This is a genomic window from Hafnia alvei, from assembly GCF_964063325.1.
GTDB lineage: Bacteria > Pseudomonadota > Gammaproteobacteria > Enterobacterales > Enterobacteriaceae > Hafnia > Hafnia alvei_B.
In genome coordinates this window covers 1,220,534-1,234,700 of record NZ_OZ061315.1, presented here as the reverse complement: position 1 = coordinate 1,234,700, position 14,167 = coordinate 1,220,534, and the positions used below count along the sequence as shown (strand labels likewise).

At 51.2% G+C, this 14,167-nt stretch carries 13 protein-coding genes; 6 read left to right on the top strand and 7 right to left on the bottom strand.

All coding sequences use genetic code 11. From position 1 onward, the window contains the following. Positions 1–8 precede the first annotated feature (8 nt). From AB3Y96_RS05845 to rhaS, 3 genes are all read right to left on the bottom strand, one after another. On the bottom strand, positions 9–926 hold the full coding sequence (locus AB3Y96_RS05845; protein WP_040045643.1) for an aldo/keto reductase family oxidoreductase: 918 nt from the start codon (positions 924–926) through the stop codon (positions 9–11). A gap of 117 nt (positions 927–1,043) precedes the next feature. After that, positions 1,044–1,919, bottom strand: a complete 876-nt coding sequence (gene rhaR, locus AB3Y96_RS05840; protein ID WP_367298717.1) for an HTH-type transcriptional activator RhaR — start codon at positions 1,917–1,919, stop codon at positions 1,044–1,046. Positions 1,920–2,056: 137 nt separating this feature from the next. Beyond that, positions 2,057–2,878: an HTH-type transcriptional activator RhaS gene (gene rhaS, locus AB3Y96_RS05835; RefSeq protein ID WP_061554021.1), complete on the bottom strand. Its 822-nt coding sequence runs from the start codon at positions 2,876–2,878 to the stop codon at positions 2,057–2,059. A gap of 338 nt (positions 2,879–3,216) precedes the next feature. Between rhaS and rhaB the strand changes: the two genes are divergently transcribed. From rhaB to AB3Y96_RS05805, 6 genes are all read left to right on the top strand, one after another. Beyond that, complete coding sequence (rhaB, locus tag AB3Y96_RS05830) at positions 3,217–4,695, top strand: rhamnulokinase (RefSeq protein WP_072308959.1); 1,479 nt, start codon at positions 3,217–3,219, stop codon at positions 4,693–4,695. Beyond that, positions 4,692–5,948 carry an L-rhamnose isomerase gene (locus AB3Y96_RS05825; RefSeq protein ID WP_063585689.1) on the top strand — a complete coding sequence of 419 codons (1,257 nt, stop codon included), beginning with the start codon at positions 4,692–4,694 and terminating at the stop codon, positions 5,946–5,948. Before rhaB ends, AB3Y96_RS05825 begins: the two co-directional genes overlap by 4 nt. 25 nt (positions 5,949–5,973) lie before the next feature. Beyond that, entirely contained in the window at positions 5,974–6,798 is an 825-nt protein-coding gene (gene rhaD, locus AB3Y96_RS05820) for a rhamnulose-1-phosphate aldolase (RefSeq protein ID WP_072308958.1), read from the top strand. Between the two features lie 78 nt (positions 6,799–6,876). Next, complete coding sequence (gene fucO / locus AB3Y96_RS05815; RefSeq protein ID WP_367298716.1) at positions 6,877–8,025, top strand: lactaldehyde reductase; 1,149 nt, start codon at positions 6,877–6,879, stop codon at positions 8,023–8,025. Positions 8,026–8,034: 9 nt separating this feature from the next. Then, positions 8,035–8,349, top strand: a complete 315-nt coding sequence (rhaM, locus tag AB3Y96_RS05810) for an L-rhamnose mutarotase (protein WP_072308956.1) — start codon at positions 8,035–8,037, stop codon at positions 8,347–8,349. A gap of 188 nt (positions 8,350–8,537) precedes the next feature. Next, entirely contained in the window at positions 8,538–9,143 is a 606-nt protein-coding gene (locus AB3Y96_RS05805) for a transglycosylase SLT domain-containing protein (RefSeq protein WP_025800606.1), read from the top strand. A 117-nt stretch (positions 9,144–9,260) separates the two neighbouring features. Here AB3Y96_RS05805 and yjfF read toward each other — a convergent pair whose 3' ends face one another. From yjfF to ytfQ, 4 genes are all read right to left on the bottom strand, one after another. Then, positions 9,261–10,268, bottom strand: a complete 1,008-nt coding sequence (gene yjfF, locus AB3Y96_RS05800; RefSeq protein ID WP_072308955.1) for a galactofuranose ABC transporter, permease protein YjfF — start codon at positions 10,266–10,268, stop codon at positions 9,261–9,263. Next, positions 10,261–11,280, bottom strand: a complete 1,020-nt coding sequence (ytfT, locus tag AB3Y96_RS05795; RefSeq protein WP_072308954.1) for a galactofuranose ABC transporter, ATP-binding protein YtfT — start codon at positions 11,278–11,280, stop codon at positions 10,261–10,263. Before ytfT ends, yjfF begins: the two co-directional genes overlap by 8 nt. 13 nt (positions 11,281–11,293) lie before the next feature. Beyond that, complete coding sequence (gene ytfR, locus AB3Y96_RS05790) at positions 11,294–12,799, bottom strand: galactofuranose ABC transporter, ATP-binding protein YtfR (protein WP_072308953.1); 1,506 nt, start codon at positions 12,797–12,799, stop codon at positions 11,294–11,296. A 91-nt stretch (positions 12,800–12,890) separates the two neighbouring features. Then, positions 12,891–13,847 carry a galactofuranose ABC transporter, galactofuranose-binding protein YtfQ gene (gene ytfQ / locus AB3Y96_RS05785; RefSeq protein ID WP_367298715.1) on the bottom strand — a complete coding sequence of 319 codons (957 nt, stop codon included), beginning with the start codon at positions 13,845–13,847 and terminating at the stop codon, positions 12,891–12,893. Between the last annotated feature and the right edge of the window lie 320 nt (positions 13,848–14,167).

Genomic DNA, 14,167 nt, shown 5'->3' with positions numbered 1-14,167 from the left:
GACAGGGCTTATGGCAGCTCGTTACCGGCTGCGCGATAAATTTCATACCATTCTTCACGCGTTAACGTGATATCGCAGGCCTGACAAATTTGTTTAAGGCGCGAAGTGCTCATCGTACCTGAAATCATCTGCATATTGGCTGGATGGCGTAAAATCCACGCCGTCGTAATGGTGGTATTGGATACGCCATAACGCGCCGCAATCTCATCAATTTTCTGGTTCAGTTCAGGGAACTTAGGATTACCGAGGAATACGCCTTCAAACATACCGTATTGGAACGGAGACCATGCCTGAATAGTCACGTCATTTAAACGGCAATAATTCAATACTTCGCCGTCGTGATCGAGACTCGACGCGTTTTCCATATTAACGTTAATGCCGCTGCGGATCATACCGCTGTTGGTGATGCTCAATTGAAGCTGATTAGCCAAGATCTTTTGGCTCATAAACTTTTGCAGTAAGGCCATCTGCATTGGGCTTTGGTTGGAGACACCAAAACGACGCACTTTCCCGGTATTCAGTAAGTGATCGAACGCCTCTGCCACTTCTTCCGGTTCCATCAGCGCATCGGGACGATGCACCAGCAGCATGTCGAGATAATCGGTATCTAAACGTTCTAAGATGCCGTCTACCGATTTTAAAATGTGCTCTTTAGAAAAATCGAACAAGCCTTTACGGATCCCACATTTAGACTGCAGGAAGACCTTCTCACGACGGTCATCATTGAGCTTGGCTGCGCGAGCAAAAATACGCTCGCATTCGCCGCCGCCATAGATATCTGCGTGGTCGAAGAAGTTTGCGCCCAAATCCAGCGCGGTTTGCACAAAAGTTTCTGCCTCTGCGGCTTTCAACTCATCCATACGCATGCAGCCCACCACAATGGCAGGAACATGCAGGGTAGAACCACCTAATTTAATTTGTTTCATCAAACTGCCCTATCTGGTTAACGGTGCGTTATCACGGACACCGCTATTGATGATGACGAAAATCGTCGCAAAAAACTTAATGTAATACCTTGGTTTATACCCAAAATAATTTGAGTATCAAGTATGAAGGGTATGCATCGCTCGCTCTGGTTCAGTCACAAAGCGCTGGCGATACTCTCGTGGTGTTAGCCCAGCATCGCGGGTAAACACCACGGAAAAATAGTTGCTGTCTTCAAATCCACAGCGCGTCGCAATTTCGCTGATACGATAGTCGCTGCGCCTCAGCAATCGCTTAGCCTGACATAAACGCAGCTGACGCAGATAATGGCTGATCGACATCCCAGTTTGCTGGCGAAATAGCTGTTTCAGCGAGCGCTCCACCAGCTGATGTTCTGCGCAGAAAGCCGCTAAGTCAAAATGGCTTTCGAGTCCACCTTGCAGCGATGCCATCAGCAAATCAAGTTGTTCGCCAGCCGGCAGTAAATAAACACTCTCCGCCGTGTAACGATAACGTTTTAGCACAATGGCTAACTGTAGCAGCAGAGCTTCGGTCAGCTGAATAGAAAGTGCGTCGGTTTTGCGGCTCTCTTGCGCCAGCTGAGCAATAATCGGCCTCGCCTGCGCTAAACCTCCGGTGCTTAAACGCCAGTGATTTTGTCGAGTAGACTCGTCGAACGGCGGCAATAACAGATTCCATTGCGCGTTTAAACGTAAGCGCTCAGGGCAATAGATGATATTGTCGAGAACCAGATCGTTCACCGATTCGTAGCTATGGCAGTCCTCGGCGTTGATGTAGAAAATATCGCCGCAGGTTATCCGATACGGGCGATCGTTGAGCACGTGCAAGCCGTTGCCGCGCCAAACAATCACAATCTCGCAAAACTGGTGGGAATGCTCGGCAAAAACCTGCTGCGGATACCGATCCGCCACGGCGACCGGCATCTGTTCTGAAGGAAAATAATCCCGACTCTCCAGCACTAACAGCTTTCGCATTCCCAGCCTCCCACGCTTATTAAGCCAGAAAGTATTACAGAATCATCGTGGTTTTACGTTGACGGCTTTCTCGATTCCGCACATTGCATTCAGCCGTTAAGTAACAAAATATCACTTGGATTAACGTTATCAGATAGCTATCCCTGATAACGCAAGGCTCGGGGAGATTGGTCGAACTCGCGTTTGAAAAGCGTAGAGAAATGATTGCTGTCACCAAAGCCACACTGATAAGCAATATCCGTCACGCTGCTATCGCTGTGGCAAAGCTGGTGACGAGCTTGCAAAAGCCGCAGGCGCGTCAGATAACGCTGCGGCGTCATGCCGGTGTGATTCTTGAGCTGGCGGTGTAAGGTGCGAAGCGGCAAAGAGAAACGGTCAGCTAATTCGGTCCACTCCACAGATTCGGCGTAGTGATGCTGCAACCAGTCCAATAGCTGGCGCAAACGCCCTTCCTGATCGTCCCCCACCTGAGCAGAACACCCCTGCCAAAGCTGTACAATAAGCTGCATAAAGACGCTTTCATGCAATGCAATATCCTCGGCTCGCTCGCTGGCTGGTGTTTGTTCGAGTTTCGCCATCAGCATTTTTACCTGCGCTAACACCTGCTGGCTGATACGCCAATGGGAGGGATAAACCCCTTCGGATTCTTGCGGTAAAAATTGCTCTACGCCCGATAAAAACTTAAACGCATCCGGCGCTCGAAAGAGCACGTTAGTAAGAAAAAGGCCGTCGGTATGCTCAAATAAATGGCGATCGTGATCGCGAACGAAACATACACAGCCGCTGTTGAGCGTATAGGGATTACCGTTAAAAACGTGCACGCCGGCCCCCTGCTCTACAATCACAATTTCATAGAAATCATGATGATGCTCAGGAAACTCCGGCTGCGGAGCGCGAGGTTCTATGGCCACAGGAGCATAGCCAGAAGAGAAAAAATCGATACTGTGCAAAACCGTCATCGTCAGACTCCTTATCTTATCGGGGTATCAACGCGGGTGATTTTTCCAGCGGTTTGCTATGGCTCGATAGTAGAAGAAGGCCGAAAAATGAACCTTAAACTTTTGACGTCAAAACGGCTTTTAGCGTTCGTTTATTTAAGAATGCGCGGCCAATATTAAGAAATGCGGCGAACATCACAGGCCAGCGCATCTAAGAACTGTGACCTACTTCACTTTCACCTTTGCTGTATTGCCATCGCCATAATTTCGCTGGCATTCATGAGAAGGTGCCCTTGTTAGCAAGTTTCTACACTGGCCGTCATTGATAAATAAGAATGTTCAACGACGGACGGTTCAACATGACGACACGCCATATTGCCGCAATCGATCTTGGTGCCTCCAGCGGACGCGTGATGCTGGCGAGTTACCATGTCGGTACTCAACACCTTACGCTAAAAGAGATCCGCCGCTTTACCAATCGGCTGGTACCCCGCGACGGTTTTGATACCTGGGATCTCGACGCTCTTGAGCACGAAATTCGCACCGGGCTTGAGCAAATTGATGCTGAAAATATCCCGCTGGACAGCATTGGCATCGATACCTGGGGCGTGGATTTTGTGTTGCTGGATGCCAACGGCGAGCGGGTCGGCCACCCAGTCGCTTACCGAGACGATCGTACCCACGGCCTCATGGCGCAGGCCCAAGAGCGCTTAGGTAAACCGTTTATCTATCAGCGTACCGGCATTCAGTTTTTGCCCTTCAATACCCTTTATCAGCTGCGTGCGCTCAGTGAACAGCAACCAGAGCTGCTGGATCGGGTAGAACATCTATTACTGATCCCCGACTATCTGCATTACCGCTTAACCGGGCAAATGAACTGGGAATACACCAATGCCAGCACCACGCAGCTGTTGAACATCAATAGCGGCGATTGGGATACTGATTTGCTGGATTATGCCGGCGTTCCCGCCCGCTGGTTTGGCAAACCCACCCAGCCCGGTAACCGCATCGGTTGCTGGCAAAGTCCTAAGGGGCAACAGGTTCCTGTGGTTGCCGTTGCCACCCACGACACCGCCAGCGCGGTGATTGCCACTCCGATGCAAGACAGCGATTCAGCCTATCTCAGCTCAGGAACGTGGTCATTAATGGGCATCGAAAGCCGCACACCGCTCACCGACAGCCGTGCCTTGCAGGCCAATATCACCAATGAAGGGGGTACGGAAGGCCGCTATCGAGTGCTGAAAAATATTATGGGCTTATGGCTGCTGCAGCGCGCAACCCAAGAGCTGGGTGTTCAGTATCTTCCCGATCTGATTGCAGAGGCGGCTCTGCGGCCTGCACACCATTTTTTGATTAACCCAAACGACGAGCGCTTCATCAATCCGCCCAATATGTGTTTGGAAATTCAAAACGACTGCCGCGAGCGTGGTGCTCCGGTGCCCGAAACACCGGCAGAACTGGCGCGCTGTATCTTTGACAGCTTGGCGAAACTCTATCAGCAGGTAGCCGAAGAGCTCTCCGCGCTGCGCGGTAAGCCGATCAGCCATTTGCATATCGTCGGCGGTGGCAGCCAAAACCGTTTCCTCAATCAGCTGTGCGCCGATCTCTGCAACATCGAAGTCAGCGCAGGTCCGGTGGAAGCCTCAACGTTAGGCAATATCGGCAGCCAGTTAATCGCGCTGGGTGATATTGCCAATGTGCATGATTTCCGCAGCGTGGTGGCACATAACTTCCCGCTGGAACATTTTTTACCTAACCCATCTCACCACTCTTTATCCGCATCGCTTAGCAACGGCGCTGCGCAAACATCTGCCCAATTCAAAGGAACATGTGTATGACCACTTCAATCGATCAGGCTTGGGAACTGGCTAAACAACGTTTTAACGCTGTTGGCGTAGACGTCGAAAATGCGCTGAAAACCATGGAGAGACTGCCGGTTTCGATGCACTGCTGGCAGGGTGACGACGTCGCCGGTTTTGAAAATCCTGAAGGTTCACTAACCGGCGGTATTCAGGCCACCGGCAACTATCCGGGCAAAGCGCGCAACGCCGCAGAGCTGCGTGCCGATTTAGAGATGGCGTTAACGCTGATCCCCGGACCTAAACGCCTGAATCTGCACGCAATTTATTTAGAGTCGGATACGCCGGTCGCGCGTAATAAAATCGAACCACGCCATTTCTCTAACTGGGTTGAATGGGCTAAAAAACACCATTTGGGCTTAGACTTTAACCCTTCCTGTTTCTCTCATCCGTTGAGCGCAGATGGTTTTACCCTCTCCTCCGCTAACCCTGAAACACGCCAGTTCTGGATTGAGCACTGCCAAGCTAGCCGCCGCATTTCAGCCTATTTTGGCGAGCAGCTGGGTACGCCGTCCGTCATGAATATCTGGATCCCAGACGGCATGAAAGATACGCCGATTGACCGCTTGGCACCGCGTCAACGCTTAGCTTCGGCGCTGGATGAGGTCATCGCTGAAAAGCTTAACCCCGCACACCATATCGACGCCGTCGAAAGCAAGCTTTTTGGCATCGGCGCTGAGAGCTATACCGTGGGCTCGAACGAGTTTTATCTCGGCTACGCCGCCAGCCGCCAGACCGCTCTGTGTCTGGATGCCGGTCACTTCCATCCAACAGAAGTGATCTCCGACAAAATCTCCAGCGCCATGCTTTATGTGCCCCGTTTGCTGCTGCACGTGAGTCGCCCAGTACGCTGGGACAGCGACCACGTGGTCTTGCTTGACGATGAAACGCAGGCCATCGCCAGCGAAATCGTACGCCACAACCTGTTTAACCGCGTGCACATCGGGTTGGACTTCTTCGATGCTTCCATCAATCGCATTGCGGCGTGGGTGATTGGCACCCGCAATATGAAAAAAGCCCTGCTGCGCGCATTGCTAGAACCTACAAACCATTTGCGCAATTTGGAAGAAAGCGGTGACTACACGGCGCGTCTGGCTCTGCTGGAAGAACAAAAATCGCTGCCTTGGCAGGCGGTTTGGGAAATGTACTGCCAGCGCAACGACGTTCCCGTTGATGCCAGTTGGCTCAAAGCAGTACGCGAATATGAAGAACAAATTTTGTCTCAGCGTTAAGTGATAAATAAAAGGAATAAAAACTATGCAATCTATCATCGATTCCTGGTTCGTTCAGGGCATGATTAAAGCCACCAGCGACATGTGGCTCAAAGGCTGGGATGAACGCAACGGAGGCAACGTCAGCCTGCGTTTATTAGAGGAAGAAGTAGCGCCGTTTCGCGCCGATTTTGCCTCACAGCCGCGCTGCGTTGAGCTGACGCAGCCCGCCACCGAACTCGCCAATAGCTGGTTCTTAGTCACCGGCTCAGGCAAGTTTTTCCGCAACGTACAAATTGCGCCGCAGGAAAATCTGGTGCTGTTACAGGTTAGCGCCGATGGCATGGCCTACCACATCCATTGGGGATTAACTAAAGGCGGTCTGCCAACGTCTGAACTGGCCGCACATTTCCAATCGCATATCGTGCGTATGCAGGTTACCGGCGGCGATAACCGCGTCATCATGCATTGCCACGCCACCAATTTGATTGCGCTTAGCTACGTGCATGATTTAGACAACGCCAAGTTTACCCGCCTGTTATGGGAAGGCAGCACCGAGTGTTTAGTGGTGTTCCCTGACGGCATTGGCATCGTACCTTGGATGGTGCCGGGCACCGACGGTATCGGTACGCAAACCGCTGAGCAAATGCGCCAGCACGGCTTAGTGCTGTGGCCTTTCCACGGAATTTTCGGCAGTGGCCCAACGTTAGACGACGCTTTCGGCCTGATCGATACCGCGGAAAAATCAGCGGAAATTATGGTGAAAGTTCTGTCTATGGGTGGCAAAAAACAGACGATCTCCACGCAGGAGCTGATCGCGCTCGCCGCACGCTTTGGTGTAACGCCGATGGCAGCGGCGCTTGAAGATTAACCGCTAAGAAAGACCGGTCGCATGCGCTTCTTTTCAGGAAGCGCATCACAACGGTTTTTCATTTTCAGGAGCAATATCATGAGTTTCATGCTGGCATTACCGAAAATCAGCCTGCACGGCAACGGCGCTATCGTCGATATGGTGAAACTGCTTGGCGACAAAAAGTGGGGCAAAGCGCTGATTGTTACCGATGGTCAGTTAGTGGAAATGGGGTTGTTAGACAGCCTGTTTAGCGCGATGCAGCAGCAAAATCTGCCGTACGCGCTGTTTAAAGATGTATTTCCAAATCCAACCGAAGAATTAGTGCAGGCAGGTTTCCAAGCCTATCAGCAAAACCAGTGCAATTACCTGATCGCCTTCGGTGGTGGTAGCCCAATTGATACCACCAAGGCCATTAAAATTCTGACCGCCAATCCCGGCCCTTCCACCGCCTATTCAGGCGTGGGCAAAGTGAAAAATGCCGGTGTGCCGCTGGTCGCCATTAATACCACGGCGGGAACCGCCGCTGAACTCACCAGCAATGCGGTGATCATTGATAGTCAGCGTCAGGTGAAAGAGGTGATTATCGACAGCAATATTATTCCTGATATTGCCGTCGACGATCCGGCGGTGATGCTGAATATTCCCGCGTCGGTAACCGCCGCAACTGGTATGGATGCGTTAACCCATGCGATTGAAGCCTATGTTTCCGTGGGCGCTCACCCATTGACCGATCACTCCGCGCTGGAGTCCATTCGCATGATCGCCGAATGGTTACCGCTGGCGGTGGAGAATGGGCAAAACCTTCAGGCGCGTGAAATGATGGCCTATGGGCAATACCTGGCAGGGATGGCCTTTAACAGCGCCGGACTGGGATTAGTTCATGCATTAGCGCATCAACCGGGGGCGACTCATAATCTGCCACACGGCGTATGTAACGCCATTTTATTACCGGTGGTTGAAGCCTTTAATCGCCCTAATGCGGTTTCTCGCTTTGCCCGAATCGCGCAGGCAATGGGAGTAAATACGCAGGGAATGGATGAGGAGCAGGCCAGCCATAGCGCTATCGCAGCCATTCGTGAGCTCTCGGCACGCGTTGGTATTCCTTCTGGATTCCATTCGTTGGGTATCAAAGAAAGTGATATCGACGGATGGTTGGACAAAGCGCTGGCCGATCCCTGTGCGCCGTGTAACCCGCGTAGCGCAGATCGTGAACAGATTCGGGCGCTCTACCTACAGGCGATGTAAGGAGAAAATATGATCCGTAAAGCCTTTGTCATGCAGGTTAATCCCGATGCCCACGCAGAGTATCAGCGCCGCCACTCACCGATTTGGCCAGAACTGGAAGCCGAATTAAAAGCGCATGGCGCACACAACTATTCAATCTTTTTGGATGAGAAACGCCATCTGCTGTTTGGCTTCGTCGAAATTGAATCCGAAGCGCGTTGGAATGCAGTTGCGCAGACCGAAGTCTGTCAGCGCTGGTGGAAACATATGGCCGATGTCATGCCAAGCAACGCCGACAACAGCCCAATGAGCGATGAGCTTAAAGAGGTGTTTTATCTTCGCTGAGAGGATCTTATTTTTTTACTAAAAATGAGCAAAACAGCAGGTGACCTACTTGCTGGATGACTATATGATCCCTGCGTCTGTTTCGGGCGCAGGGATCCGTCTATTTAAATCAGGCATTCCCTTCGACATGGTCGTCTAACTAATGAGTCCTATTCTATTTTAATGGATATAGGCTGGCGTGCTCACCAATGATTTCAATACTCAAACACCCTTCGCGATTTGGCATTATGCTGCTATTGCTCTTCTTAGCGGGCTGTTCAAGCAAACATCATTATAAAAAGTATGACACCCATGCCTACGACGATGTGATCGAAGATGCTGCCGATGACTATAAGGTCGATCCAAAACTTATCGCCGCGATTATTCAGGTGGAGTCCAGCTTCAATCCAGAAGCCGTCAGCCCTTCGAACGCCATCGGTCTCATGCAGCTCAAAGCCTCAACCGGCGGGTGTGATGCCTATCGTTATAAAGGTAAGCGCGGCTGCCCTGACGACGATGATTTACTCGACCCCGAAACCAATATCGATTTAGGTGCTGCTTACATCAGCGCGATCCAGCATCAACAGCTGAACTGGATTGACGATCCTGTGACTCGTCGCTATGCAACTGAGGTAGCCTACGCCAACGGCGCAGGCGCACTGCTGCGAACTTTTTCAAGCAATCGCAAAACCGCGATTCAGATGATCAATCAGCTTTCACCAGAAGCCTTCCACTGGCACGTTCGCCAATACCATCCTGCCGCGCAGGCTCCGCGTTATATGGCGAAGGTGGAGCAGGTTTATAATAGTTTGTGAGAGTTGGAGTAATACCCCCTCCCAACCTCCCCCTTTGACTGAGGGAGGGGCAGATCGAGTTCTCGCATCCAACGCCGAATCGGTTCCCTCCCCAGCCAAGGGGAGGGTTAGGTGCGGTCATACAACACGATCGGCTTTAACAACATCAATCCTCTTCACCTCTGCCGTTTGCCGGTTCTCCCACATCACCGTGAGTAAGCGCTGCAGCCCGATAAAGGCGAACAATAAAATCCCTATCGCGATTTTGGTCCACCATGAGCTGAGCGTGCCGTCGAAGTTGATATAGGTTTGAATCAATCCCTGAATCGCAACGCCAAACAGCGTGCCCAAAACGGTTCCCACTCCGCCGCTAAGCAGCGTGCCGCCAATCACCACCGAGGCGATGGCATCCAGCTCTACGCCCATTCCAGCTAGCGCATAGCCCGCAGAGGTATAAATAGAAAATACGATGCCCGCTAACGTTGCCAATCCGGTTGAAAGCATATAAATACGGATGGTGGTGCTGCGGGTGGAAATCCCCATCAGATTAGCCGATGTGGCATTACCACCAATGGCATACACTTGATTACCAAAGCGGGTACGGTTGGCCAAAAAGATCCCCAGCACAACCACCGCCAACATCAATAGCGCCATGGCGCTCAAACGCCCTCCTCCCGGAATTTTCCACGCCAATGAGGAGAGCGTGGTGTAAATCGGATGATCGATAGGCAACGACTCTTCCGAAACCAAATAGCTAGCACCGCGCAGAAAAAACATACCGGCTAGCGTGATGATAAACGCCGGAATTTTCAGCGCATCAATTAGCCATCCCATGAAAGCACCGAAGCCGCATCCCATCACCAGCACCAACGGAAAAGCCACCAGCGGCGACATGTGATAATCGCCAATCATGCGCGCTAAAAATACGCCGGTAAAAGCGATCACCGAACCAACAGAAAGATCGATACCGCCTGACAAGATCACAAACGTCATCCCAACGGCAACAATACCGAGAAAAGCATTATCCGTGAGGATGTTGCAAATCACGCGCGTGGTGGCAAAACCGGGAAACTGGCTCAAACAAAACAGATATCCCAACACAAAAACCGCCAGCGTAATCATTAGCGGTAAATTACGTTTAAGCATGGCGCGGCTTCCTTCTGATTGCGGCGAGAAAACGCGGTGACTGGAACACTAAAACAACCAATACCACCACGGCTTTAACCACCTGATTCAATTCCGGTTGGAATCCTGAAAGCAAAATGCCGGTGTTCATTCCTTGGATAATTAACGCCCCAAGTAGCGATAACAGGAGATTAAATCGGCCTCCCATCAGCGATGCACCACCGATAACCACGGCTAAAATGGCATCCAGCTCCAGCCATAACCCGGCGTTGTTGGCATCAGCGCCGCGTATATCCGCCGTCACAATAATCCCCGCAATCGCCGCGCATAGGCCACTCAGCATGTAGGTTCCCATGACGATCAGCCGCGTATTCACCCCCGCATTTTTCGCCGCCCGAATGTTAATCCCTACCGCTTCAATAAAAAGCCCAAGCGCGGTTTTACGCGTCAGTAACCAGAAGGCGAGCAAAGTCAGTAACGTGATAATCACCGGCGTGGGGAGCAAAAATAGCGAGCCGCTGCCCAGCCACGATAGCGAGGGGGAATTGAATGTGACAATCTGCCCTGCCGTAATCAATTGGGCTACGCCTCGCCCTGCAACCATCAGAATCAGCGTGGCGACAAACGGCTGAATTTTGAGGAGTGCCACCAAAATGCCATTCCATAGCCCAGATAAAACGCCGACGCCAAGCGCAGATAAAATCACGATTGGCAAACCATAACCCTGAACCGTTAACGAAGCGGCGGTCGCCCCTGAGATTGCCATCACCGCGCCCACAGAGAGATCGATACCGCCGGTTGCAATCACCAACGTCATACCTATCGCCAACAGCGCCACGGGTGCACAGCGGTTGAGAATATCGATTAGGCTGCCAAACAAGCGTCCATCTTGAATGTGAATAGAAAAGAAATTATTGGCGACCACGCTATCAACCAACAGCACCACAACCAACGCCACAATTTGCGGCATGCCCGTTGGCCAACGTAGCCGTGAGGTTTTGGGTAGATTGGCATCGGGTAAAGAACCGGACATGGAGTTCATCTCCTTATGCCGCAATGGCATTCATAATGGCGGCAACGGAAAGCTGCTCCAGCGGAATTTCGGCGATTTGCTGGCGATCGCGCAGGATCACCACCCGATCGGCATAGCCCACGAGTTCTTCAAGCTCCGATGAAATCACCAGCAGCGCTAAACCATCGGCGCACAGGGTTTCTATCAGGCGAATAATCTCGGCGTGAGCGCCTACGTCAATCCCGCGAGTCGGCTCGTCTAAAATAAGAAACTGGGGTTTGGTGAGCAGCCAGCGCGAAAGTAAAACTTTTTGCTGGTTACCGCCGGAAAGAAACTCGATGGGCTGTTCGGTGCTCGGGGTACGGATCCCCAATTGACGAATGAAGCGTTCCGCAATGTGCTGCTGCTCTTTGCGGGCGATGGGACGCAGCCATCCACGCTGCGCCTGAAGCGCTAGGATAATATTTTCACGCACGGATGCCGCCGCGATAATACCATCGGTTTTGCGATCTTCAGGGCAGAACCCCAATCCGTAACGCGATGACTGGTGTGGCGAACGTAGCGTTCTTTGCTTGCCTTTAACCTGTGCTGTGCCGCTGTCTGCCGGTTTGATACCAAAAATAACCTCAGCCATTTCCGTACGACCAGAGCCGAGTAACCCGGCTAACCCCACAATTTCACCGGGGCGAACTTTGAGGTTAAAGGGCGCGATAACCCCTTTTTTGCCATAGTTTTCAAACTCAACCGTTGGATTTTCACTGAGTAAGGTGCGGCCCGCGCGCTGTAAAGCATTGTTGTCCAGCTCACGACCCAGCATCATTTTAACTAATTCGATATAAGGTAATTCTTTGGTGTTTCGAGTGCCCACAAACTCGCCGTTGCGCAGCACCGTGATGCGATCGGTAACGGCATAGACCTGTTCGAGAAAATGGGTCACAAAAATCAGGCTTATTCCTTGATCGCGTAAATGGCGCATCAGAGTAAAGAGCATTTCGACTTCGCTGGTGTCGAGACTGGCGGTGGGTTCATCAAGGATGAGCACCTTGGCAGAAAGATCGATAGCGCGGCAGATCGCCACAATTTGCTGCATGGCGACAGAAAAGCGCCCGAGCGGCTCCGTGACATCCAGCGAAAATCCGTAACGTTGCATAAGTTCTGTGGCGCGGCGGATCATTTCACCACGTTGAATAAAACCAAAACGGCGTGGCTCTCGGCCAATAAACAGATTGTCTGCCACCGACATATTGGGCAGCAGGTTAACTTCTTGATATACGGTGCCAATACCCAAGATCTGCGCATGAGCCGTATTCTTTGGAAAGACCTCGGCGCCGTCTAGCCATACGGTACCGCTATCTCGTTGGTAAACACCGGTTAGCGCCTTAATCAGGGTTGATTTCCCTGCGCCGTTTTCTCCGAGCAGCGCCATAATTTCGCCGCGACGTAGGCTGAAAGAGACGTTATTGAGCGCCTTCACGCCGGGAAAATATTTACTCAAGCCGTCGGTACGCAGTAACACATCATCATCGCCGTCGCCGTGCATGCCATCGCTCCTAGCTTCGCTGAAAATAATGGGCAGAAGCGATAGCCTCTGCCGTTGAAATGACCAATAGGATTGAAAACGGGATATGGAATTAATATCCCATATCTTTTTTCTTATCTAACTCAGCTTGCGCGCTGTCAGGTAGGAACAATTTGGATTCAGCTTTGGTAATTTTCGGTGGTAACGTGCCGTCTTTTTTGTACTTCTCTAACGCATCAAACGCAGGCCCGGCCATGTTTGGCGTGAGTTCTACGTTGGCATTGGCTTCTCCTGCCAGCATCGCTTTATAAATATCAGGTACGCCATCGATAGATCCAGTCAGGATATCTTTGCCCGGTTTAAGCCCCGCTTCTTTGATCGCCTGAATAGCGCCTATCGCCATATCATCGTTATGTGCGTAAACCATGCAGATATCTTTGCCGTTGTTTTCAGCTTTAATAAAACTCTCCATGACCTCTTTGCCCTTGCTGCGGGTAAAGTCTCCTGATTGAGAACGTACAATTTTGATGTTTGGCGCATCGGCAATCGCTTCAGCAAAGCCTTTTTTGCGATCGATTGCTACGCTCGCACCGACGGTTCCCTGTAGCTCCACCACGTTACATGGCTTTCCTGCAACCTGTTTCACCAGCCAGTCGCCGATCAGTTTGCCTTCCAACACGTTGTCTGCGGTGACAACGGTCATATACAGTGATTTGTCTTTCACGGTGATGGCGCGATCAAGTAAGAAAACCGGGATATTCGCCTCTTTGGCTTCCTGTAAGACGGGTTCCCATCCAGTCTGAACAACTGGGGCAATAAAAATGGCATCAACGCCTTGAGCAATAAAGGAGCGAACGGCTTTGATTTGGTTTTCCTGCTTTTGTTGGCCATCCGCAATTTTCAACGTAATACCGCGCTTTTGTGCTTCGCTTTTTGCCACGCTGGTTTCAGCGGCGCGCCAGCCTGATTCCGATCCGACCTGAGAAAAACCAACGGTCATCGACTGAGCCAACGCAGCTGAAGAGAGTGCAGCAGAGACGGCTGTAACCAAAAGTAAACGCTTCCACATACTGAGATCCTCATTGAGCAATGATTGGATAAAAAGCAACCGAACAGGGATCACTATAGTCAATGCATTGAAGTGAGATTTGGGTTACATCACAGTATTGAAAAATTAACAAAGTGAAAACATCTCGGCTTTATCTAACTTTTTCTTGAGGTTATGGACGGTTTCACTTCATCACGCTACGGCTGAGAGAGAGAAATCCAATGAGAACGGGGAGTTGCATTCACAGCAATGAAAACGATTACACTTATTCATGCCGTATATGTACTTTTTACGTCACAGAATCAGAGATGCTGGGTAATCTAGCTTTTGTAATTTTTGCG

Excerpts from the sequence above, each read along its gene's own strand:
- AB3Y96_RS05845 (WP_040045643.1), bottom strand. The coding sequence starts at position 926 with ATGAAACAAATTAAATTAGGTGGTTCTACCCTGCATGTTCCTGCCATT.
- rhaR (WP_367298717.1), bottom strand. The coding sequence starts at position 1,919 with ATGCGAAAGCTGTTAGTGCTGGAGAGTCGGGATTATTTTCCTTCAGAA.
- rhaS (WP_061554021.1), bottom strand. The coding sequence starts at position 2,878 with ATGACGGTTTTGCACAGTATCGATTTTTTCTCTTCTGGCTATGCTCCT.
- rhaB (WP_072308959.1), top strand. The coding sequence starts at position 3,217 with ATGACGACACGCCATATTGCCGCAATCGATCTTGGTGCCTCCAGCGGA.
- AB3Y96_RS05825 (WP_063585689.1), top strand. The coding sequence starts at position 4,692 with ATGACCACTTCAATCGATCAGGCTTGGGAACTGGCTAAACAACGTTTT.
- rhaD (WP_072308958.1), top strand. The coding sequence starts at position 5,974 with ATGCAATCTATCATCGATTCCTGGTTCGTTCAGGGCATGATTAAAGCC.
- fucO (WP_367298716.1), top strand. The coding sequence starts at position 6,877 with ATGAGTTTCATGCTGGCATTACCGAAAATCAGCCTGCACGGCAACGGC.
- rhaM (WP_072308956.1), top strand. The coding sequence starts at position 8,035 with ATGATCCGTAAAGCCTTTGTCATGCAGGTTAATCCCGATGCCCACGCA.
- AB3Y96_RS05805 (WP_025800606.1), top strand. The coding sequence starts at position 8,538 with ATGATTTCAATACTCAAACACCCTTCGCGATTTGGCATTATGCTGCTA.
- yjfF (WP_072308955.1), bottom strand. The coding sequence starts at position 10,268 with ATGCTTAAACGTAATTTACCGCTAATGATTACGCTGGCGGTTTTTGTG.
- ytfT (WP_072308954.1), bottom strand. The coding sequence starts at position 11,280 with ATGTCCGGTTCTTTACCCGATGCCAATCTACCCAAAACCTCACGGCTA.
- ytfR (WP_072308953.1), bottom strand. The coding sequence starts at position 12,799 with ATGCACGGCGACGGCGATGATGATGTGTTACTGCGTACCGACGGCTTG.
- ytfQ (WP_367298715.1), bottom strand. The coding sequence starts at position 13,847 with ATGTGGAAGCGTTTACTTTTGGTTACAGCCGTCTCTGCTGCACTCTCT.